The sequence below is a fragment of the Micromonospora sp. SL1-18 genome, assembly GCF_047921505.1.
Classification (GTDB): Bacteria; Actinomycetota; Actinomycetes; order Mycobacteriales; family Micromonosporaceae; genus Micromonospora.
This window is the reverse complement of record NZ_JBLROA010000005.1, coordinates 29,529-49,460: the sequence shown is the minus strand read 5'-3', so window position 1 is coordinate 49,460 and position 19,932 is coordinate 29,529. Positions and strand designations below refer to the sequence as shown.

Sequence of the window (19,932 nt, the reverse complement as noted above, 5' to 3'; positions counted from 1 at the left end):
TCCTCTCATGGGTTCACTCGACGACCGGCGACGCCGGTCGTCACTCCTCGGCGCGCTCGCGCCCGAGGGGTCTTCAGGGGCAGCGGACGACCTGACCGGCGTAGGTCAGACCGCCGCCGAAGCCGAACAGCAGCACCGGCGCGCCCGCCGGCACCTCCCGCCGCTCGACCAGCTTGGACAGGGCCAGCGGGACGCTCGCCGCCGACGTGTTGCCGGACTCGATGATGTCCTTCGCGATGACCGCGTCGGGGATGTTCAGCCGCTTGGCGATGCCGTCGATGATCCGGCCGTTGGCCTGGTGCGGCACGAACGCGGCCAGCTCGGACGGGTCCACCCCGGCCTTCTCGCAGGCCTCCAGCGCGAGCGGCGCCAGCGCGGTGGTGGCCCAGCGGAACACCGCCTGCCCCTCCTGCGCGATGTACGGCCGCCAGCCCTCGATCCGGACCGCGTCGCTCTTCTCCGGCACGGAGCCCCAGACCACCGGCCCGACCCCGGCCGGCTCGCCCTCGGCGGTCGCGGTGACCACCGCGGCCCCGGCGCCGTCGCCGAAGATGATGCAGGTCGAGCGGTCGGTCCAGTCGGTGAAGTCGGACAGCTTCTCCGCCCCGATGACGATCGCGTTGCGTGCCGCACCGGCCCGGACCGCGTGGTCGACCGTGCCCAGCGCGTACGCGAAGCCCGAGCAGGCGGTGTTGATGTCGTACGCGGCCGGGGCGGTGATGCCCAGCTTCGCGGCGACCCGGCAGGCCACGTTCGGGCTGCGGTCGATCGAGGTGCAGGTGGCGACCACGACGAGGTCGATGTCGGCGGCGGTGAGGCCGGAGTTGGCCAGCGCCTTGCCGGCCGCGGCCGTGGCCATGTCGGCGACCGTCTCGTCACCGGCGATCCGCCGGGTGGCGATGCCGACCCGGTCCCGGATCCACTCGTCGTTGGTGTCCACCAACTGCGCGATGTCGTTGTTGGTCACCACACGGGAGGGCTGGTAGTGCCCCATGGCGATGATCTTGCTGCCAGTCATGCCTGACCTCCGATCCGGGCGAGCGGCTGGCCCGGGGCGACCGGGTCGTCGTGGTGGGCGAGCCACTCGGTGAGCAGCCCGCCGTGGTGCGCGGCCACCTCGACCGGCCCCTGCCGGGTCGCGACGTGGCCCATGACCTGACCGGCGCGCACGTCGGTGCCCTCGGCCAGCTCGGTCAGCGGCTCGAAGGCCCCGGCCGCGGGGGCGACCACCACCCGGAACTGGATCACCGGCTCGTGGCCGGGCAGGCCGCTGTGCCGGGCGATCAGGTCCCGCGCGGCGGGCAGGTCGTCGGGGGTGTTCAGGGTGACGATCTCGGGCACGCCCTCGCCCTTGAGCTCGCGCTTGACCAGGCCGGCCAGGGTGCCGGCCGGCGGCAGCTCGATCACGCCGGTGACCCCGAGGTCGGCCAGGGTCCGCATGCACAGGTCCCAGCGAACCGGGGCGGTGACCTGCCGGACCAGCCGCTGCACCATCTCCCGGCCGTGGTTGACCGCGGCGCCGTCGAGGTTGGAGAGCAGGATCCGGGCCGGGTCGGCCGGCACGATGCCGCCGGCCACGGCGCCCAGGGCGGCCTCGGCCGGAGCCATGTACGGAGTGTGGAAGGCGCCGGCGACCTGGAGCCGGATGACCCGGGCCTTCGCCGGTGGCTCGGCGGCCAGCTTCTCCAGGCCGGCCACCGCGCCCGCGGTGACGACCTGGCCGGCACCGTTGCGGTTGGCCGGGTGTAGGCCGTGCGCCTCGATGGCGGCGAGCACCTCGTCCGGGTCGCCGCCGAGCACGGCGGCCATCCCGGTGGGCTCCAGCGCGCAGGCGGCGGCCATCTCCCGGCCGCGTACGCCGGCGAGGGCAACGGCCGCCTCGGCGGGCAGCACCCCGGCCAGGGCGGCGGCCCCCAGTTCGCCGACGCTGTGACCGGCGACCAGTGCGACGTCGTACATCGGCAGGTGCTCGGCGGCGAGCAGCGCGGCCGCGACGAGCAGCGGCTGCGTGCGGGCGGTGTCCCTGATCTCGTCCGCGTCCGCCTGGGTGCCGAGGTGGACCAGGTCGACCCCGGCAAGCGCGGACCACCACCGCAGGCGGGCCCCGGCACCGGGCAGCTCGAGCCAGGGAGTCAGGAAACCGGGTTTCTGGGAACCCTGTCCGGGTGAGAGAAGGGCGAGCACGTCTACGACTCTGACGGATACTCGCGGGTCGCGCTGTAACGCACGGCACCAAACCGCACTAGAAGCTTTGGAGGAAAGCTACAAAAATCGGCGGCGATCATCACCTGTGTGTGACGTTTTTCTGACCCCTGGGGCCATTGTCTGGCTCGGGACGGGTGCGACGGCCGGGACCACCGGGTCGAGCCGTCCCACGGTCAGTGCCACCTGCAGAGCGAACGCGTCGCGCGGCGCGAAGGGCGAGAAGCCGGTCACCTCGGCTACCCGCTTGAGCCGGTAACGCACCGTGTTGGGGTGCACGAAGAGCGCCCGGGCGGCGCTCTCCAGCGTGCCGCCGGCGGCGAAGAAGGCGTCCAGGGTCTCCAGCAGCTCGCCCCCGGCGCGGACCAGCGCCGCGTACACGTCGTGGCGCAGCCGGCGGCGGGCCTCGGCGTCGCCGGCCAGGGCCCGCTCGGGCAGCAGGTCGGCGGCGGGCACCGGGCGGGGCGCGGTCGGCCAGGCCGGCGCCGCGCGGAACCCGGCCAGCGCGGCCCGCGCCGAGTCCGTCGCCTCGTCCAGGCTGGGCACGGCCGGGCCCACCACCACCGCACCCTCCCCGAACGCGGTCAGCAGCTTCTCCGTCGCCGTGATCGGGTCCGCCGCCCCGCCGAGCACGATGACCAGCCGGTCGCCGTGCACGCCGCCGATCACCTCGACCCCGATCCGACGGGCCTGCCGATAGACGGTGTGCAGCACGGCGGCCACCTCACCGCCGGGGGAGCGGCCCACCGCCACCGCCACCGGCGGCGCGTCCGTCCAGCCCAGCGCCGCCGCCCGGCTGGCCAACACGTCCGGCGAGTCACCCCGCAGCAACGCGTCCACCAGCAACGCCTGGAGCCGGGCGTCCCACGAGCCGCGCGACTCGGCGGCCCGGGCGTACACCCGGGCGGCGGCGAACGCGATCTCCCGGGAGAACCGCAGTACGGCCTCCCGCAGCGGCTGCTCCTCGCCCTCGGCGGCCAGGTGCGCCACCTGCTCCTCGACCACCTCGATGGTCACCTTGATCAGCGCGACGGTCTGCTGCAGGCTGATCGAGCGGGCCAGCGCCTGCGGCGCGGCGGCGAAGACCTCGTCCGACACCTCCTGGGTGCTGTCGGCCGCGCCGCCGCCCTGCCGCAACCACTGCACCAGCGACCGCACACCCGCCTGGGCGACCAGCATGACCCAGGACCGCTGGTCCGCCGGCAGTTCCCGGAACCAGGGCAGGGCCTCGTCCATCCGGGCCACGCTGGCGGTGGCCAGTGCGCCCGCCGCCCGTTCGATCCGGCGCAGCGTGGCCGACAGTTCGGTCCCGCCCGGCTCGCTCACCGCTTCAGCCTGACATGTCCTGACCAGGGCCTCGACACCGAGGGTCGGCGAGTGGTGGACGCGGCCCGCGGACCGGGCACGTCAGTTGGACGCGGGCAGACCGCGCAGCCCGACGCCGGCCAGCGACCGGGTCAGCGGCTCGCCCTCGGTGTGCAGGAGGCAGAGCACGCCGGTCTCACCGGCCGCCCGCTCCTCCTCGGTGGGCAGCAGGTAGAGCGCGTCCAGCCGAGGTCGCAGCTCCTGGTCGTCCGCGACACCCAGGTACCGTGCGACCACGCCGTAACAGCCGTCGGACATTGCCTCCGGCGGGATCTCCTCGCCGTACGGCACGTCGTCGGCCCACCACACACCGGCGAACTCGCTCTGATGGGGGCCGGTGCACGAGGCCGGTGGCAATGTCCTGATCTCGCCGCTCGACCCGAACGTAGGGGTGTAGCAGCCGTGGCGCAGCCATTCGGCCGGCCCGTGCAGCGCGTCCTCGAGGCTGTTTGCCCGCAGGTTCGGGTCGTACAGGTCCAGCGCCACGATCTCCACCACGTCGCAGCGGTACCAGCGTTCGGCGGCCGCCCAGCCGTCGGCGGTAGGCAGCACCACCCGCAGCGTCAGCCGCCCGGTCCGCCAGTCGTCGCCGAGGAACTCCCGCGCCGCGGTGCGGCACGAGGCGTACGCGCGCAGCGCCGCGTCCGACCCGTTCGCCGGCGGGTCGTCGGAGTCGGCGTCGGCCCCGGCGAAGCGGCCCACCAGGAAGGTCTCGGCCTCGTGCCGCTCCAGGCACGTCACCGGCCGGTACGCCGTCCTGGTAGCGTTGTCGCCCATCGTCAGGTGGCACACCCCGGCCTCGGGCACGAACCCGGACGGCGGTGGGCCGGTCAGCAGGTCGCACCCAGCGAGAATGCTCGCGGCGAGCGCCAGCAGCAGCGAGCCGACCCTACGCAGACCCATCCCCACCCTCCAGCACCCGGACCGCGCGGAAGCGTACGACAAACCCGGGTCGGGCGCCGCCCCGTCGGCCGCCCCGGCGCGCTCGTGGCCGGCCGACCCGGTACGCGCCATCCACTCCGTCGGACCCGGCCAGTACGGTGTCAGGTGGCACGCCGGGACGACCGCCCGACGGGCGATGGCGAGACTGAGGAGGCCGGGATGGCGCACGGGGAGGCCGAGCACGGCTGTGCCCAGGGCGAACCCTGCCGGCTGGGCCACCAAGAACAGCCGGCGTCCGCCAAGCACCCCCGCCGGACGGGAGTGACCCATCCGGCCGAGCCGCTTGCCGGACGGACGCCCGAACGCGGCGACGACGACCCGCCCGCGCCACGGCAGCGGGTTGCCGAGCCGATGCTGCCGGCCGTGCCCGAGCCGGCTCCCGGCCCGGGCTGCTGCAGCGACCGGCCCGGCTGGGCGGGCGGGCACCGGCACGGCGCGGTCCGTCCCCGTAGCCGGACGATCCGCCGGGAGCGGCCGCCGCACCGCTGGTGCTGATCCTGCCGCCCCGGCAAGGGTCGGCGTGAGCGGGGTGAGGGCGACCGAGGGCTGGTGCGGGAGGTCTGCGGCCGTCGCGGCGGCCAGCCTCAGCGGGTACGGCGGCGGACCAGCAGGGCGATGCCGGCGAGCCCGACGGTGATGGTCACCATCACCCCGACGTTGAGCAGCAGCAGCCGCTGAAGCTCACTCATCGCCTCGTCGATGTCCGGCGCCGGGTCCAGCGACTCCTCCGGGAGGACCCGGTCGCCGCCGCCGATGCCGCCGCTGAGCGTGTCGAACTGCCGCTCCAGCGGCACCCCGGTGGAGCGCAGCGTCTCCGACATGGTCAGCCGGCCGAAGAACCAGCCGGCCAGGGGCTTGCTCCGGTCGGGCTGCTTGGCCGGCCGGTAGACCCGGGGACCGCCCTTGGCGAGCGGGTAGAGGTCGTAGGTCTTGGTCGGCCTGTCCCCAATGAGCACCACGACCGTGTACTTCGGACCGAGGTCGGCGGCCTGCGGGCCGCGCTGCTGGCCGGCCCGCCCCAGCCAACTGACCTGGTCGAGGACCGCGTTCACCTCGGCGGGATGGGTGTTGGCGCGCAGCCGCAGCGGCTGGTCCAGTTGGTCGCCGGTGATGTCCACTCCGGCCGCCGGGCGCTCGGCCTTGACCGCCGCCGGGCGGGCTGCGGCCGGGCCGGCCAGGGCCAGCGCGGCGGCGGTTGCGATCAGCGTCCCGGCCACGGCTGCCAGCAGCCGCCTCACCCTCCGGACCATCGCCGCCTCCTCGCCCCGTTCGATGGGTGGCTCCCGCTGCAGGTCACGCTTGATCGGCCGACGGTGGTGGCCGCCCGGCGAAGACCGGTGCCCACCTCAAAAGACTCCGTGGAACGTCGCTAGGTTGCAGCTGCTGGAAGAGTATTTGGAACTATTTGCGATCTGTAAGCGACTAACTAGCGGTCGATGATCAGCGGCCGGATCGTACCCGGATGGAGGGATCTATGGGGGGCAGGGCCGCCCGAGCGGCGCGTACCTGGTTGGTGGTCCTCGGCGTGGCGTTGGCCGGGTCGGTGTTACCGGCGGGCCCGGCCGCGGCGCACAATTCGCTGACCGGCAGCAATCCGAAGGACGGGGCCAAGGTGGCGACCGCCCCGAAGCGCGTCGAGCTTCGCTTCCTCGCCACTCCGGCCCCAACTGGGACCAAGATCACAGTGACCGGGCCGGACGACACGCCCGGCTCCACCGGCGAGCCGACGTTCTCCGGCAAGCAGGTGAGCGTGCCGTTCAACCCGGGACCGGCCGGCTTGTACACAGTGGCGTACCGGGTCGGCTCGATCGACGGCCACGAGGTCAACGGGAAGATCACCTTCACCCTGACCGCCGGCGCGGCGACCGCCACCCCCTCCGATGCGCCGCCGCCCACCGCGCCGCCCACCGCGTCGGCGGCCGCGGCGACCAGCGGGCCGCCCAGCACCCCGGCGACCTCGGCGGCGAGCCTCGAACCGGCCGCGTCGCGCTCGGCGGACGGCGGAGGCGCCGGGCTGTGGTGGGCGCTCGGGGTGGTGGTCGTGCTCGGTGCGCTGGGCGGTGGGCTGCTGCTCCGCCGCCGCTCCGCGCGCCGCGGCTGACCGGCGCGGCCCGCGGCCGGCCCGATCCCGGGCCGCACCGCGAAGGGCCCGGCCGCACCGCCAAGGCGCCCGGCTGGACTGCGGAGGCGCGCGGCCGGACCGCGAAGGGGCCTGCCGGTCGACCGGCAGGCCCCTTCCGCGTGTCCGACGTCAGACCAGGCGTACCCGGGCGGCGCGCAGCCGGGTCAGGGTGCGCTCGCGGCCGAGCACCTCAAGGGACTCGAAGAGCGGCAGGCCGACGGTACGACCGGTGACCGCGACCCGGACCGGGGCCTGCGCCTTGCCCAGCTTCAGACCGCGCTCGGCACCGACCGCCTCCAGCGTGGACTTCAGCGACTCGGCGTCCCAGGACTCCAGCCCCTCGAACGCGGCGATCGCCGCGTCCAGCAGCTCGGCCGCGCCCTCCTTCATCGCCTTCGCCCAGGCCGCCTCGTCGATCAACGGGTCGGCCAGGAAGAGGAAGTCCACGTTCGGCACGATCTCGCTGAGCACCGCGATCCGGGTCTGCGCCAGCGGCGCCACCGCGGCGAACGCGGCCAGGTCGAACTCCTCCGGCTGCCACGGCGGCGGGGCGATGGCGCCGGTGCCGGTCAGCCACGGCTGGCACTCCGTGATGAAATCCTCGACGGGCAGCGCCCGGATGTAGTCGCCGTTGAACGCGCGCAGCTTCTTCTCGTCGAAGAAGGCGGGGGAGGGGTTCACCTCCTCCAGCCGGAACTCCTCCTCGATCACCGACCAGGGCACGATCTCCCGGTCGCCGGAGGGCGCCCAGCCGAGCAGCATCAGGTAGTTGCGCATCGCCTCGGCGAGGTAGCCCTCGTCCCGGTACGCCTCCAGGGCGACCTTGTCCCGCCGCTTGGACAGCTTCTGCCGCTTCTCGTTCACCACCACGGGCACGTGCGCCCAGACCGGCGGCTTGACCCCGAGCGCGTCCCAGAGCAGCTGCTGCTTCGGGGTGTTGGGCAGGTGCTCCTCGGCCCGGATCACGTGGGTGATCCCCATGGTCATGTCGTCGACCACGTTGGCGAGCAGGAAGACCGGCGAGCCGTCGCCGCGGGCGATGACGAAGTCCTCGATCAGCTTGTTCTCGAAGGTCGGCTCGCCGCGGATCAGGTCGACCACCACGGTCTCGCCCTCGTCCGGCGTACGGAAGCGCAGCGCCCGCCCCTCGCCGGGCCCGAGCCCCCGCTCCCGGCAGAACCCGTCGTAGCCGGCGTACTGGGAGCCGGTCCGCGCCTGCACGTCCTCCCGGGTGCAGTCGCAGTAGTACGCCCGACCGCCCTCGTAGAGCCGCTGCGCGGCGGCGCGGTGCTCGCCGGCGTACGACGACTGGAAGTACGGGCCCTCGTAGCTGCCCCGCGCGATGCCGATCCAGTCCAGCGCCGACAGGATGCCCTCGGTCCACTCCGGCTTGTTGCGGGCCGCGTCGGTGTCTTCGATGCGGAGCACGAACACCCCGCCCTGCTGCTTGGCGTAGATCCAGTTCTGCAGGGCCGAGCGGGCGCCGCCGACGTGGAACATACCGGTTGGGGAGGGGGCGAAGCGTACACGTACCGTCACGTCCCCAGCCTACGGCCGTGGGCCACCCCATTTCCCCACGCCCCCCACCCGCGCAGTGCCCCCGCCCAGGATCCGCGCAGTTTCACCGAGAGAGTGCTCATTCCGCGCCGAATGTCCGGTTGGTGGCAGCGTCGGTGGGGCCGGACCCGGGGTGCCGGCGAGGGTGTCCCAGATGGACGGACCTCGACCATCGGCCCGGCCGTCATCTGCCTTCGGGAAACGCGAAGCGTGTCCGCGACTTTTGGGGGCCGTCCGGCGCTGTGCCATAGGTCCGGTGCGGACGATGGCGCAAGGGTTTTCGGCGTGTCTTTTCCGAACCCGTCCAGGTAAGTCCGAATTTGCGCATACAGTGCGGAATATCGCGGATGTCCTTAGTGGGAGAAAGATAGAAAATGATCCTCGTGGAACGCAGTGCGCATGTGGTGGCGCCGGTGGAAGCGGTCTGGGACGTCGTACAGCGGGCCGAGCAACTGCCGGCCTGGCTGGCGGGGGTCCGCGCGGCCGAGGTCCTCTCGGGAGAGGGATTCGGCCGGCGACAACTGGTCCAGGCCGGGCGCGGAGCGGCGCACGAGGCCGAGGTGATCGCCTACCAGGAGCCGACCCTGATCGGGTGGCGCGAGCGGGCCAGGGGTGCCGGGGCTCGGGCCGAGGCGCGCACCGAGATCTACGTACAGCTGACGCCGGACGAGGAGGAGGGCGGGACGATCGTGCGGCTCATCGTCGTACGGTGGCCCGCCGGGCCGGTCAAGGCCGCTCTGCTCCGGCTCGGCCTGCGTCGGGTCGGCGCCGATCTGGAGGACTCGCTGGCCCGGCTGACCGACCTGGCCGCCGTCGGCTGACCGAGCCGGTCCCGGCGTCGCCCGCGATGGTGATGGTCCGGCGTTCCCGCCAGGAACGCCGGACCATCGTCGACTCCGCCCCCGGTCAGCCGGCCTGCCGCAACGCGGCGATCGTCTCCAGCACCATGAAGAAGTGGTTCTGGACGGTGACGTCCAGTTCGGCCGGCTCGCACGGTGCCGAGCGGGTGGAAAAGCGAAGGGGCCCGGCGCGAGTGCGCCGGGCCCCTTCGTCACGGGTGGGTCAGCTGTCGCCGCCGGTCTCACCGACCGGGGCGGCGTTGACGTCCTCCAGCGCGTACTTCTTGGCGGCCTCGGCCGGCACATGGGCCGGCACCACGCTGCGGAGGGCGAGCTGGCGCAGCGCCGCGACCGTCACCGACTCGGCGTCCACGTGGAAGTGCCGGCGCAGGGCGTGCCGGGTGTCCGACATGCCGAAGCCGTCGGTGCCGAGCGAGGTGTAGTCACCCGGCACCCAGCGGGCGATCAGGTCCGGCACCGCCCGCATCCAGTCGCTGACCGCGATCTTCGGCCCGTCGGCGTCGGCCAGCTTCCGCTGGACGTACGGCACCCGCTGCTCCGCGCCCGGGTTGAGCAGGTTGTGCTCCTCGCACTCCACCGCGTCCCGGCGTAGCTCGGTCCAGGAGGTCACCGACCACACGTCGGCGGCCACTCCCCAGTCCTCGGCGAGCAGCTGCTGCGCCCGCAGCGCCCACTGCATGCCCGTGCCGGAGGCGAGGATGTTCGCCTTCGGCGCGTCCCCGCCGACCTGCGGCGCGGGAGAGTAGCGGTAGATGCCCTTGAGGATGCCCTCGACGTCCACGCCCTGCGGCTCGGCCGGCTGGAAGATCGGCTCGTTGTAGATGGTGAGGTAGTAGAAGATGTTCTCCTGCGCCTCGCCGTACATCCGGTGCAGGCCGTTCTCCACGATGTGCGCGATCTCGTACGCGAACGCCGGGTCGTACGCGACCACCGCCGGGTTGGTGGCGGCGATCAGCAGCGAGTGGCCGTCCTCGTGCTGGAGGCCCTCACCGTTGAGCGTGGTCCGGCCGGCGGTCGCGCCGAGCAGGAAGCCCCGCGCCATCTGGTCGGCCGCCGCCCACAGCCCGTCGGCGGTCCGCTGGAACCCGAACATCGAGTAGAAGATGTACATCGGGATCATCGGCTCGCCATGCGTGGCGTACGACGAGCCGGCCGCGGTGAACGAGGCGACCGAGCCGGCCTCGTTGATCCCCTCGTGCAGGATCTGGCCGCCGGTGGCCTCCTTGTAGGACAGGAACAGATCCCGGTCCACAGAGGTGTACCGCTGGCCGTGCGGCGAGTAGATCTTCGCGGTCGGGAAGAGCGAGTCCATGCCGAAGGTACGGGCCTCGTCCGGGATGATCGGCACCCAGCGCTTGCCGAACTCCTTGTCCTTCATCACGTCCTTGAGCAGGCGGACGAAGGCCATCGTGGTGGCCACCTTCTGCTTGCCCGAGCCGCGCTTGACGTCGGAGAAGCGCTCGCTGCCCGGGATCTGCAGGGCCTTGCCGTTGGGCCGCCGGGTCGGCAGGTAGCCGCCGAGCTGCTTCCGCCGCTCGTGCAGGTACTCGATCTCGTCGGACTTCGCACCCGGGCGGTAGTACGGCGGGAGGTAGGGGTTGTCCTCCAGCTGCTTGTCCGGGATGTCCAGGTAGAGCCGGTCGCGGAAGAGCTTCAAATCCTCCAGCGTCAGCTTCTTCATCTGGTGCGTGGCGTTGCGGGCCTCGAAGTGCGAGCCCAGCGTCCAGCCCTTGATGGTCTTGGCCAGGATCACCGTCGGCTGGCCGGTGTGCTCCATCGCCGCCTTGTACGCCGCGTAGAGCTTGTGGTAGTCGTGGCCACCCCGCTTGAGGTTCCAGATCTCGTCGTCGCTGAGGTGCTCGACCATCTTGCGGGTCCGCGGGTCGCGGCCGAAGAAGTGCTCCCGGACGTACGCGCCGGACTCCGCCTTGTAGGTCTGGTAGTCGCCGTCGGGCGTCGTGTTCATCAGGTTGACCAGGGCGCCGTCGGTGTCCGCCGCGAGCAGCGGGTCCCACTCCCGGCCCCAGACCACCTTGATCACGTTCCAGCCGGCGCCCCGGAAGAAGGCCTCCAGCTCCTGCATGACCTTGCCGTTGCCCCGGACCGGACCGTCCAGCCGCTGCAGGTTGCAGTTGATCACGAAGGTGAGGTTGTCCAGCTCCTCGCGGGCAGCCACGCCGATCGCGCCGAGCGACTCCACCTCGTCCATCTCGCCGTCACCGAGGAACGCCCAGACGTGCTGCTGCGAGGTGTCCTTGATGCCCCGGTGGTGCAGGTAGCGGTTGAACCGGGCCTGGTAGACCGCGTTGATCGGCCCGAGACCCATCGAGACGGTGGGGAACTCCCAGAAGTCCGGCATCAGCCGCGGGTGCGGGTATGACGGCAGCCCACCGCCCGGGTGCGACAGCTCCTGGCGGAAGCCGTCGAGCTGGTCCTCGCTGAGCCGGCCCTCCATGAAGGCCCGCGCGTACATGCCGGGGGAGGCATGGCCCTGGTAGAAGATGTGGTCGCCACCGCCCGGGTGGTCCTTGCCCCGGAAGAAGTGGTTGAAGCCCACCTCGTAGAGCGACGCGGAGCTGGCGAAGGTGGAGATGTGGCCGCCCACGCCGATCTCCGGGCGCTGCGCCCGGTGCACCAGCATGGCGGCGTTCCACCGGATGTACGCCCGGATCCGCCGCTCGATGTGCTCGTCACCCGGGAACCACGGCTCGCGCTCCGGCGGGATGGTGTTGATGTAGTCGGTGGTGGTCAGGGACGGCACCCCGACCTGGCGCTCGCGGGCCCGCTCCAGCAGGCTCAACATGACGTAGCGGGCACGTTTTGTCCCGCGTTCGTCGATGACACCGTCGAGCGACTCGACCCATTCGCTGGTCTCTTCAGGGTCGATGTCCGGAAGCTGGCTCGGCAGACCAGCGGTGATCACCGGGCGCTTGCGTTCCGTAGCCACAGGCGTTCCCTCGGTTCTGTGTGGGATAGGTCTCTAGCGCCATCCTGCCCCCTCGTGGCTTGTCTCGTCACGCCTCCCTGCCCCAGACGCGACGCTGAACACATGTACCGGCCAGTAACATCGCGGGATCGAGCCGTGGGCTGACAGCGGGTGCCGGCCGGGCCAGAATTCGGGTGTGCGCACCGATGTGATCACCGTCCAGACCGGGGCCCGGCCGGCCGTCCGGGACATCACCGCCGAGGCCGAGCAGTTCGTCTCCGGGCAGGGTGACGGCCTGCTGCACGTCTTCGTGCCGCACGCCACCGCCGGCCTGGCGATCATCGAGACCGGCTCCGGCTCCGACACCGATCTGCTGCACGCGCTCGACGACCTGCTCCCCGCCGACGACCGCTGGCGGCACCGGCACGGCTCACCCGGGCACGGCCGGGACCACGTGCTGCCCGCGTTCGTCCCCCCGTACGCGACCCTGCCGGTGCTCGACGGGCGGCTGGCGCTGGGTACCTGGCAGTCCCTCTGCCTGGTCGACACCAACGGTGACAACCCGACCCGCCAGGTCCGCCTCTCCTTCCTCCCGGCCTGACGCCCGCACCCCCGACCCGCCCTGCCCCGGTTGATCATGAAGTTGCTGCTCCGACTTCATCACGTGCCGGAGCAACAAACTTCATGATCAACGGCGTGGGTCCCGGGATCAGGCGGTGGCGACGGCCAGCTGGGTGACGCGGATCTTGGTGGCCAGGGCGTCGAGGAGGGTGCGGAGGAGGGTCTCGGTGGTCTCGTCCTTGACGCCGCCGTCCTGGGTGAGCTTCTCGTGCGCGTTGGTCACGATGATCTCGGGCTTGGTGACCACGGCGGAGTCGGTCCAGAGGAAGAGCTGGCGGAGCTGGAGCTGGGCGCGGACGGTGCCCATCCCGGTCGGGGCGGCGCCGACGATGGCGATCGGCTTGTGAGCGAGCGGGGAGACCCACGAGGTGATCGGGAAGCTCGGCCGGGAGGCCCAGTCGAGCGCGTTCTTGAGTACGCCGGGAACCCCGTAGTTGTACTCGGGAGTGGCGATGAGCAGGGCGTCCGCGGTGGCGATCCGCTCCCGCAGGTCCACTACGGCGGCCGGCGGGGTCGGCCCGACGTCCTCGTTGAACGGCGGGATGGCGCCGAGGCCGGCGTACTGGTCGATGGTCATGCCGGCCGGGGCGAGCCGCTGCGCCGCGCGAACGAGGGCGGTGTTGAACGACGCCTCGCGCAGGCTGCCGGAGAGGGCCAGGACGGAGAATTCGGACATGGTGCGCCTCCAGTTTCGGCGCTCGACGCGATTTGCGTGAGCCGGTCAATAGTTGAGCACCTCCATTATTGGCTGGCAAGTACGATGTGAGGTATGGCGCAGTCCTCCGTTCCCACCGCTGGCCCCGCCGAGGGCGGCCGTTCCGGCCTGGCGGGGGACACCGTGCGCCGGATCCTGCACATCGCCTCCGCGATGCGGCACTACCAGGACGAGGAGATCGCCGCCCTGGGGCTCACCCCGGCCGCCGCCCGGGCCCTGTACGAGCTCGACCCCGACCGGCCGCTGCCCGGCCGCGACCTGGCCGAGCAGTTGGGCTGCGACCGGTCCAACGTCACCGCCCTGGTCGACAAGCTGGAGCAGGCCGGGCTGGTGGAGCGGCGGGTCGACCCGGCCGATCGGCGGCAGAAGACGCTCGTGGTGACCGACGCCGGCCGGCGCGTACGAGACCGGGTGGGCCGGCTGATGTCGGACTCCCGACTCCTCGGCGGGCTCACCACCGCGGAGCTGGCCACCCTGCGCGAGCTGGTCTGGAAGGTCTCCGACGGCGGCTGCCCGGAGCAGTGCGGGGACGCCTGATCCCGGCGGGGCGGAACGTGTCCGGGTGGGCGAGGTGCCCCTTCGTCGGTAATGCTGTCCGACGTGACCACCCCGCAAGATCTCGACGACCGGTTCCGGGCGGCTCTGGGCGCGATCGGCGGCCCTGCCCAGCGCCGTGACCTGGGTGAGCCGCTGCCCGACGGCGGGCCGCTGACCGGGGCGCAGGCGCTGGCCCTCTTCGACGCACAGGTGACCAGCCGGCTGCTCGACCTCGCCGGCCGGTGGCTGCGCGGCTTCGGGGAGGGCTACTACACGATCGGCTCGGCGGGCCATGAGGGCAACGCCGCGGTGGCCGCCGCGCTACGGCCGACCGATCCCGCCCTGTTGCACTACCGCTCCGGGGCCTTCTACTGCGTCCGGGCCGCGCAGGCGGCGGAGGACTTCCCGGCCGCGCCGCCCCGCGAAGGGCCGGCCGCGCCTTCGCACGACGGCGCGGCCGGCGCCGACGATTCCGACGACACCGAACCCGAGGCGCAGGACGGGGGCGGGGCGGAAGCCGCCGGCCCCGACCACCCGGCACCGGACCCGGCCGGCAAGGCTGACGCCGAGGAGACCGCGGGTGTCGCCGCCGACGCCGGGGTGGCCGGGGAGACCGCCGGTGCCGCCGAGGCTGGGGTGGCCGCGGAGGCATCCGCCGCGGCCGAGGCCGGCGTGCCTGCCCTGCCTGCCCTGCCCGTGCCGGACCCCGGTGACGGGTACGCGCAGGCGGCGCGGGACGTGCTGCGCGGCATGGTCGCCTCGGCGTGGGAGCCGATCGCCGGGGGCCGGCACAAGGTGTTCGGCCGCGCTGACCTCGCGGTCATCCCGACCACCTCCACCATCGCGTCCCACCTGCCCCGGGCGGTGGGTATGGGGCTCGCCCTGGAACGGCTGCGCCGGGTCGGCGGCGACCGGCGGCCCGGTGGGACGGTGCCCGAGGCCGGCGGCGACGCGGGCAGCGGCTCGCCGTGGCCGCCGGACGCGATCGTGGTCTGCTCGTTCGGGGACGCATCGGTCAACCACGCCACCGCCACGGCCGCGTTCAACACCGCCGGCTGGTACGACCACACCGGACTGCGTATCCCGGTCCTGTTCGTCTGCGAGGACAACGGGCTCGGCATCAGCGTGCGCTCGCCGCAGGGCTGGGTCGAGGCGACCCTGCGCGCCAAGCCCGGGATCCGGTACTTCGCCGCCGACGGCACCGATCCGGTCGAGGCGTACCGGGTGGCGGAGCAGGCGGTGGCCTGGGTGCGCCGGCACCGGCGGCCGGCCGTGCTGCACCTGAGCACCGTACGGCTGATGGGCCACGCCGGGGCCGACGCGGAGACCGCGTACCGGAGCCCGGCCGAGATCGGCGCGGACCTCGCGCGGGACCCGTTGCTGGCCACGGCGCGGCTGCTGGTGGCGGCCGGCTACGCCACCGGCGAGGAACTGCTGGCCCGGTACGACGAGCGCGGCTGGCAGGTCCGCCGGATCGCCGAGGAGGTGCTCGGCGAGCCGAAGCTGGCGTCCCCGGCCGAGGTGGTGGCGGAGCTGGCCCCGCGCCGGCCGGTCCGGATCTCCCAGGCGGTGGCCGACGCGGCGGGCCGCGCGGCGGGGCCGAACGCGGCTGCCCGGGCCGAGGTGTTCGGGGGCAAGCCGCCGGAGCTGGCCGGGCCGCTGACCCTGGCGCAGAGCATCAACGCGGCGCTCGCCGACGGGATGCTGGACCATCCGGGGATGGCCGTGTTCGGCGAGGACGTCGCCGCCAAGGGCGGGGTGTACGGGGTGACCAAGGGGCTGCGGGACAGGTTTGGGACGGCCCGGGTCTTCGACACGCTGCTCGACGAGACCTCGATTCTCGGGCTCGGGCTGGGCGCCGGCGTCGCCGGGATGCTGCCGGTGCCCGAGATCCAGTACCTGGCGTACCTGCACAACGCCGAGGACCAGCTCAGGGGCGAGGCCGCGACCATGCGGTTCTTCTCCCGGGGGGCGTTCCGCAACCCGCTGGTGGTCCGGGTGGCCGGGCTGGCGTACCAGGAAGGGTTCGGCGGGCACTTCCACAACGACAACTCGGTGGCCGTACTCCGGGACGTGCCGGGGCTGGTGATCGCGGTGCCGGCACGGCCGGACGACGCCGCGCCGATGCTCCGGACCTGCCTGGCCGCCGCGGCCGTGGACGGGAGCGTCTGCGCATTCCTGGAGCCGATCGCCCTCTACCACACCCGCGACCTCTACTCCGACGGCGACGGCGAGTGGCTGGGCGAGTACGCCGAGCCGGGCGCGTGGGCCGCGCGCCACGTGCCGATCGGCCGCGCCCGGGTGTACGGGGTCGGCTCGGCCGAGGACGTCACGATCATCACCTTCGGTAACGGGGTACGGATGTCGCTGCGGGCCGCGGCCACCCTCGCCGACGAGGGCATCGGCACCCGCGTGGTGGATCTGCGCTGGCTCGCCCCGCTACCCGTCGCCGACATCGTCCGGGAGGCGTCGGCCACCGGGCGGGTGCTGGTCGTGGACGAGACCCGCCGGTCGGGCGGGGTGGGCGAGGGAGTGATCGCCGCGCTGGTGGACGGCGGATACGTCGGCGCGGCACGAAGAGTGGCCGGGCTTGACTCTTTTGTACCATTAGGTCCGGCAGCGCGTCAGGTTCTGGTCTCTGAGGAAGCCATTACCCAGGGTGCCCGTACGTTGCTGGCACGGTAAATTCCGTTCCACCCGGTGCGCCACTTGCGCGGGGGGCCGCAACTGTGTGGACTTGGCGCAAGGCGTCGAACGACGCCGCGAGCAGGGATGAGATGAGGAGGCACGCGACAGTGAGCGCGACCGCTGGTCAGGCCGCCGACGGGGTACGCAGCCTGGCGGACCGGTTCGGGATCGAACCGGGGATGGTCGTCATGGAGATGGGCTACGACGATGACGTCGACCAGGATCTCCGAGACGCCCTGACCGACCGCTGTGGGGAGCTGGTGGACGAGGACACCGACGAAGTCGTCGACGCGGTTCTCGTCTGGTATCGCGATGGCGACGGCGACCTCTTCGAGCTCCTCGTCGACGCCCTCGGGCCGCTGGCCGACAACGGGGTGGTCTGGCTGCTGACGCCCAAGGCCGGCCGGGAAGGCCACGTCGAGCCGAGCGAGGTCGCGGAGAGCGGGCAGACCGCCGGCCTCCAGCAGACCTCCACGGTCAACGCGGGCCGGGACTGGAGCGGCGCCCGCCTCGTGCTCCGGCGCGGTTCGAAGTCCAGGAAATAGCCGCCGTACGCCACCCGGCGGCGCTACGTCGCCGGGTGTGGCACGCTGATCGTCTCCAGACTCGACCCAAGGAGTACGCATGCTCATCGAGGTTGGCGCCGAGGCGCCGGACTTCGTCCTAAAGGACCAGAACAACCAGGAGGTCCGGCTCTCCGACTTCCGCGGCAAGCGGGCCGTGCTGCTGGTGTTCTACCCGCTCGCGTTCACCGGCATCTGCCAGGGTGAGCTGTGCGAGGTGCGGGACAACCTCGACGAGTACGTCAACGACAACGTCCAGGTGCTGACCGTCAGCGTCGACTCGGCGTACGCCCACAAGATCTGGGCCGACCGGGAGGGCTACCAGTTCCCGATGCTGGCCGACTTCTGGCCGCACGGCGCGGTGGCCCAGGCGTACGGCGTCTTCAACGACGTCGCGGGCATCGCCAACCGGGGCACCTTTGTGATCGACAAGGCCGGCGTGGTCCGGTTCGCCGAGATGAACATGCCCGGCGAGCCCCGGGACCAGCAGGGCTGGCGCAAGGCCCTGACCGAGGTCACCGCCGCCTGATCCCACCCAGGCACGCCGGTGCACCGGGCCGGAGGCCGGCAGGTAAGCTTGCCGGAACCTCCGGCCCGCCGTACGGGCGTTCCGGGCGCGTAGCTCAGTGGGAGAGCACTCGCCTTACAAGCGAGGGGTCGCAGGTTCGAAACCTGCCGCGCCCACATCCTGACCAGCACGGGAAGCGGCCGCCGGATGAGCGGCGGCCTACCCGTCTCAGTTTTTGTCGTCTCAATCCGCCTTCCTGAGCAGCCCGGCGACCTGTCCAGCGATGCCCTCGATGAGCTGTGGTGCCAGGCTCGCCGTTACTCAAGCGACGCGGGTGGCGAAATAGGCGGCGCCGACCAGGAGTGCGACTCCGCCGAGACCCAGCGACCAAAAGGCGCCCGCGCCGCCGTTCGCGTCTTCCACCCGGCCGGTCGGGTCCTTCGGGTCGTACCGGATTTGCATCCGCGCGCCCACCTTGACCTCGGTTTCATCGCCCGGGTTGGACACGTGGGCCTGGACGGTCTTTCCGTCGGCGGTGGTGAACCGAACCGCTGCGTCAGGACCGCTCTTGCCGTAAGAAACTGCCACGATGTCGCCCGTGGCGACCAGTCCACGTTCCTGCAGGATCCAATGGCCGTAGTACATCTGGAGCGCGATGAACACGAACGCCAGCCCGGCGACGGTGGCGCAGGCGACGCCAGCCCACTCTTTCGTGTTGGCGTATGGCGCGCTATGTCGTGGGCTCCTTCGGCTGGGCACCGTAGGACGACGCATTGACGGTCGGGGTGGCCTGGGCGTGGAGCGCCACCGCCTCGCCGCGCCATCTCCTGCCACTTCCACGACTTGTGTCACCCCCCTGATACAAGCGCAGAGCTCGAGGCAGCGGCGGAAGACGGGCTCGTGGCCGGCCGGGCCGGCGCGGCCCGCTTTGCGGGCCGCCCAGGCCGGCCGGACCAACAGGGAACGTGGTCCGGCCGGCCCGGCCGCTTCGTCAGGGGCAGGTCGCCGTACCGCCGTTGGCGACGGACCTGATCCCCGGGGCGTCGCGGACGGTGCGGAAGTTGGTCCGGAAGGCGCTGAAGACGGTGGCGTCCTCGAGCTGCAGCAGCGTCTCGTCGGACTGACGGAGCGAGTTGTAGCTGAAGTTGTGACTGCCGACCCAGGTGATCGTCCGGTCCGCGCCGCCGTAGTAGTTGCCTTCGACCTGTAGGTACTTGCTGTGGGTCCAGACGCTGTCGCCAATGCAGTAGTACTTGATGACCGGCCCGCCGTAGCCGCTGCTGGTGGCGGCGAGGAGGTTCTTCATCGCGGTGACTTCGGAGCCGCTGCCCGGGTCGTACCGCTGCACCACCTCGACGTCGCAGCCCGCATTGTCCAGCTCCCACAGCTTCGACGCGATGTAGGTGCGGCTGAAGATGGCCTGGTTGACCCGGATGATGGTGCGATGGGTGCCGTCCTGGGTGCCCACCACGGAGTTGCCGAAGCAGGCGACGTTGTTCAGCGCCGTCATGATCGTGTCTTCACGCGGGTCGTTGTACGGCTGTCCGTTGCTCTCCTGCCGCGGATAGAAGTGGATCTTCGCGTTGCCGGAGGTCACCGCGGGCCGCCCGGTGTCGTAGTAGTTGTTGTCGACCACGCGAGCCTTGAGATCGTCGAAGTAGCCGCTGTAGGCGTTGTAGATGTCCGTGTTCCCCACCAGCACGAGTGCGGCGTTCCACCCGCCGAATCCGTCCCGGCCGGTGTGCAGGTTGGCCGTCGACTGGACCACCACGTCGGCGGCGCCCTGGGTGCTGGAGAACAGGAAGAACTTGTTGTGGTTGATCGACCCCACGCCGCTCAGCACCCGGTCGCCGACACAACCGCGACCCGCCGGGCAGAACATGATCCACGACGACGTGCTGAGATCGGTGCCGAGCGCCGCCACCAGGGAGGCGTACGGCGCCGTGGCGGGGTCGTGGTCGTTGAAGATGACCTGGACGTTCACCCCCCGGTTCTTCGCCGCGATCAGGGCGTTGGGCACGGTGGCGTCGCTCGCGTAGAACATCGCCATTCGGATCCGGGAGCCCGCCGGCGCCCCGTCGATCAACTCGACGATCCGCGTCTGGATCGCCGCCTTCTCCGCGGCCGTGCCGACCGGGTTGTTGAAAACGGCGGTGGTGGATACCGCCAGCGCGGGCTCCGCTACGGCGGATAATCCCGCGGCCAGCAGGCACACGGAGGCAGCCAGCGACGATACGACGCTGCGTAGGGACACGAGTCCTCCCGGAGCGAGTGAGGTTGCGGGACCTGCCGACCAAGATGGAGATACCAAGAAGTCCATCAATGT

At 71.9% G+C, this 19,932-nt stretch carries 18 protein-coding genes and 1 tRNA gene; 9 read left to right on the top strand and 10 right to left on the bottom strand.

Going from position 1 to position 19,932, the window contains the following annotated elements:
• Positions 1 to 73: 73 nt before the first annotated feature.
• The 4 genes from ACNAW0_RS03525 to ACNAW0_RS03510 form a co-directional block, all read right to left on the bottom strand.
• Positions 74 to 1,018 (bottom strand): beta-ketoacyl-ACP synthase III, encoded by a 945-nt coding sequence (locus ACNAW0_RS03525; protein ID WP_416286223.1) that lies wholly within the window; start codon positions 1,016 to 1,018, stop codon positions 74 to 76.
• Positions 1,015 to 2,184, bottom strand: coding sequence for an acyltransferase domain-containing protein (locus ACNAW0_RS03520; RefSeq protein ID WP_416286222.1), 1,170 nt, complete (start codon positions 2,182 to 2,184; stop codon positions 1,015 to 1,017). Before ACNAW0_RS03520 ends, ACNAW0_RS03525 begins: the two co-directional genes overlap by 4 nt.
• Positions 2,185 to 2,262: 78 nt before the next feature.
• Positions 2,263 to 3,555: a PucR family transcriptional regulator gene (locus ACNAW0_RS03515; RefSeq protein WP_416286337.1), complete on the bottom strand. Its 1,293-nt coding sequence runs from the start codon at positions 3,553 to 3,555 to the stop codon at positions 2,263 to 2,265.
• 54 nt (positions 3,556 to 3,609) lie between these two features.
• A complete protein-coding gene (locus tag ACNAW0_RS03510; protein ID WP_416286221.1) occupies positions 3,610 to 4,470 on the bottom strand; it encodes a septum formation family protein in 861 nt (286 codons plus the stop codon).
• Positions 4,471 to 4,668: 198 nt separating this feature from the next.
• On the opposite strand from ACNAW0_RS03510, the gene ACNAW0_RS03505 reads away from it, so the two are divergent.
• Positions 4,669 to 5,004: a hypothetical protein gene (locus ACNAW0_RS03505; RefSeq protein ID WP_416286220.1), complete on the top strand. Its 336-nt coding sequence runs from the start codon at positions 4,669 to 4,671 to the stop codon at positions 5,002 to 5,004.
• Between the two features lie 89 nt (positions 5,005 to 5,093).
• On the opposite strand, the gene ACNAW0_RS03500 is transcribed toward ACNAW0_RS03505, so the two are convergent.
• Entirely contained in the window at positions 5,094 to 5,759 is a 666-nt protein-coding gene (locus ACNAW0_RS03500; RefSeq protein ID WP_416286219.1) for a hypothetical protein, read from the bottom strand.
• 224 nt (positions 5,760 to 5,983) lie between these two features.
• On the opposite strand from ACNAW0_RS03500, the gene ACNAW0_RS03495 reads away from it, so the two are divergent.
• Entirely contained in the window at positions 5,984 to 6,610 is a 627-nt protein-coding gene (locus ACNAW0_RS03495) for a copper resistance CopC family protein (protein ID WP_416286218.1), read from the top strand.
• Positions 6,611 to 6,760: 150 nt separating this feature from the next.
• On the opposite strand, the gene gltX is transcribed toward ACNAW0_RS03495, so the two are convergent.
• The gene (gltX, locus tag ACNAW0_RS03490) at positions 6,761 to 8,170 is read right to left on the bottom strand and encodes a glutamate--tRNA ligase (RefSeq protein WP_416286217.1); all 1,410 of its coding nucleotides are present in this window, start codon (positions 8,168 to 8,170) and stop codon (positions 6,761 to 6,763) included.
• Positions 8,171 to 8,562: 392 nt separating this feature from the next.
• On the opposite strand from gltX, the gene ACNAW0_RS03485 reads away from it, so the two are divergent.
• Positions 8,563 to 9,009: an SRPBCC family protein gene (locus ACNAW0_RS03485; RefSeq protein WP_416286216.1), complete on the top strand. Its 447-nt coding sequence runs from the start codon at positions 8,563 to 8,565 to the stop codon at positions 9,007 to 9,009.
• 241 nt (positions 9,010 to 9,250) lie between these two features.
• On the opposite strand, the gene aceE is transcribed toward ACNAW0_RS03485, so the two are convergent.
• Positions 9,251 to 11,995 (bottom strand): pyruvate dehydrogenase (acetyl-transferring), homodimeric type, encoded by a 2,745-nt coding sequence (gene aceE / locus ACNAW0_RS03480; RefSeq protein WP_416286215.1) that lies wholly within the window; start codon positions 11,993 to 11,995, stop codon positions 9,251 to 9,253.
• 175 nt (positions 11,996 to 12,170) lie between these two features.
• On the opposite strand from aceE, the gene ACNAW0_RS03475 reads away from it, so the two are divergent.
• Complete coding sequence (locus ACNAW0_RS03475) at positions 12,171 to 12,575, top strand: YjbQ family protein (RefSeq protein ID WP_416286214.1); 405 nt, start codon at positions 12,171 to 12,173, stop codon at positions 12,573 to 12,575.
• 108 nt (positions 12,576 to 12,683) lie between these two features.
• On the opposite strand, the gene ACNAW0_RS03470 is transcribed toward ACNAW0_RS03475, so the two are convergent.
• On the bottom strand, positions 12,684 to 13,271 hold the full coding sequence (locus ACNAW0_RS03470; protein WP_416286213.1) for an NADPH-dependent FMN reductase: 588 nt from the start codon (positions 13,269 to 13,271) through the stop codon (positions 12,684 to 12,686).
• Positions 13,272 to 13,364: 93 nt separating this feature from the next.
• Between ACNAW0_RS03470 and ACNAW0_RS03465 the strand changes: the two genes are divergently transcribed.
• The 5 genes from ACNAW0_RS03465 to ACNAW0_RS03445 all read left to right on the top strand — a co-directional run bounded on the left by ACNAW0_RS03465 (position 13,365) and on the right by ACNAW0_RS03445 (position 17,782).
• On the top strand, positions 13,365 to 13,847 hold the full coding sequence (locus ACNAW0_RS03465; RefSeq protein WP_416286212.1) for a MarR family winged helix-turn-helix transcriptional regulator: 483 nt from the start codon (positions 13,365 to 13,367) through the stop codon (positions 13,845 to 13,847).
• A gap of 51 nt (positions 13,848 to 13,898) precedes the next feature.
• On the top strand, positions 13,899 to 16,532 hold the full coding sequence (locus ACNAW0_RS03460; RefSeq protein ID WP_416286211.1) for a transketolase C-terminal domain-containing protein: 2,634 nt from the start codon (positions 13,899 to 13,901) through the stop codon (positions 16,530 to 16,532).
• Positions 16,533 to 16,642: 110 nt separating this feature from the next.
• Positions 16,643 to 17,080 carry a DUF3052 domain-containing protein gene (locus ACNAW0_RS03455; protein WP_416286210.1) on the top strand — a complete coding sequence of 146 codons (438 nt, stop codon included), beginning with the start codon at positions 16,643 to 16,645 and terminating at the stop codon, positions 17,078 to 17,080.
• 79 nt (positions 17,081 to 17,159) lie between these two features.
• Positions 17,160 to 17,627: a peroxiredoxin gene (locus tag ACNAW0_RS03450; protein ID WP_416286209.1), complete on the top strand. Its 468-nt coding sequence runs from the start codon at positions 17,160 to 17,162 to the stop codon at positions 17,625 to 17,627.
• A gap of 83 nt (positions 17,628 to 17,710) precedes the next feature.
• A tRNA-Val gene (locus tag ACNAW0_RS03445) sits at positions 17,711 to 17,782 on the top strand.
• Between the two features lie 145 nt (positions 17,783 to 17,927).
• Here the strand turns inward: ACNAW0_RS03445 and ACNAW0_RS03440 are convergent.
• Positions 17,928 to 18,380: a DUF3592 domain-containing protein gene (locus ACNAW0_RS03440; protein ID WP_416286208.1), complete on the bottom strand. Its 453-nt coding sequence runs from the start codon at positions 18,378 to 18,380 to the stop codon at positions 17,928 to 17,930.
• Positions 18,381 to 18,597: 217 nt separating this feature from the next.
• The gene (locus ACNAW0_RS03435) at positions 18,598 to 19,860 is read right to left on the bottom strand and encodes a phospholipase D-like domain-containing protein (RefSeq protein WP_416286207.1); all 1,263 of its coding nucleotides are present in this window, start codon (positions 19,858 to 19,860) and stop codon (positions 18,598 to 18,600) included.
• Positions 19,861 to 19,932: the final 72 nt, after the last annotated feature.

Excerpts from the sequence above, each read along its gene's own strand:
- ACNAW0_RS03525 (WP_416286223.1), bottom strand. The coding sequence starts at position 1,018 with ATGACTGGCAGCAAGATCATCGCCATGGGGCACTACCAGCCCTCCCGT.
- ACNAW0_RS03510 (WP_416286221.1), bottom strand. The coding sequence starts at position 4,470 with ATGGGTCTGCGTAGGGTCGGCTCGCTGCTGCTGGCGCTCGCCGCGAGC.
- ACNAW0_RS03505 (WP_416286220.1), top strand. The coding sequence starts at position 4,669 with ATGGCGCACGGGGAGGCCGAGCACGGCTGTGCCCAGGGCGAACCCTGC.
- ACNAW0_RS03500 (WP_416286219.1), bottom strand. The coding sequence starts at position 5,759 with ATGGTCCGGAGGGTGAGGCGGCTGCTGGCAGCCGTGGCCGGGACGCTG.
- ACNAW0_RS03495 (WP_416286218.1), top strand. The coding sequence starts at position 5,984 with ATGGGGGGCAGGGCCGCCCGAGCGGCGCGTACCTGGTTGGTGGTCCTC.
- ACNAW0_RS03485 (WP_416286216.1), top strand. The coding sequence starts at position 8,563 with ATGATCCTCGTGGAACGCAGTGCGCATGTGGTGGCGCCGGTGGAAGCG.
- ACNAW0_RS03470 (WP_416286213.1), bottom strand. The coding sequence starts at position 13,271 with ATGTCCGAATTCTCCGTCCTGGCCCTCTCCGGCAGCCTGCGCGAGGCG.
- ACNAW0_RS03465 (WP_416286212.1), top strand. The coding sequence starts at position 13,365 with ATGGCGCAGTCCTCCGTTCCCACCGCTGGCCCCGCCGAGGGCGGCCGT.
- ACNAW0_RS03460 (WP_416286211.1), top strand. The coding sequence starts at position 13,899 with ATGCTGTCCGACGTGACCACCCCGCAAGATCTCGACGACCGGTTCCGG.
- ACNAW0_RS03450 (WP_416286209.1), top strand. The coding sequence starts at position 17,160 with ATGCTCATCGAGGTTGGCGCCGAGGCGCCGGACTTCGTCCTAAAGGAC.
- ACNAW0_RS03440 (WP_416286208.1), bottom strand. The coding sequence starts at position 18,380 with ATGCGTCGTCCTACGGTGCCCAGCCGAAGGAGCCCACGACATAGCGCG.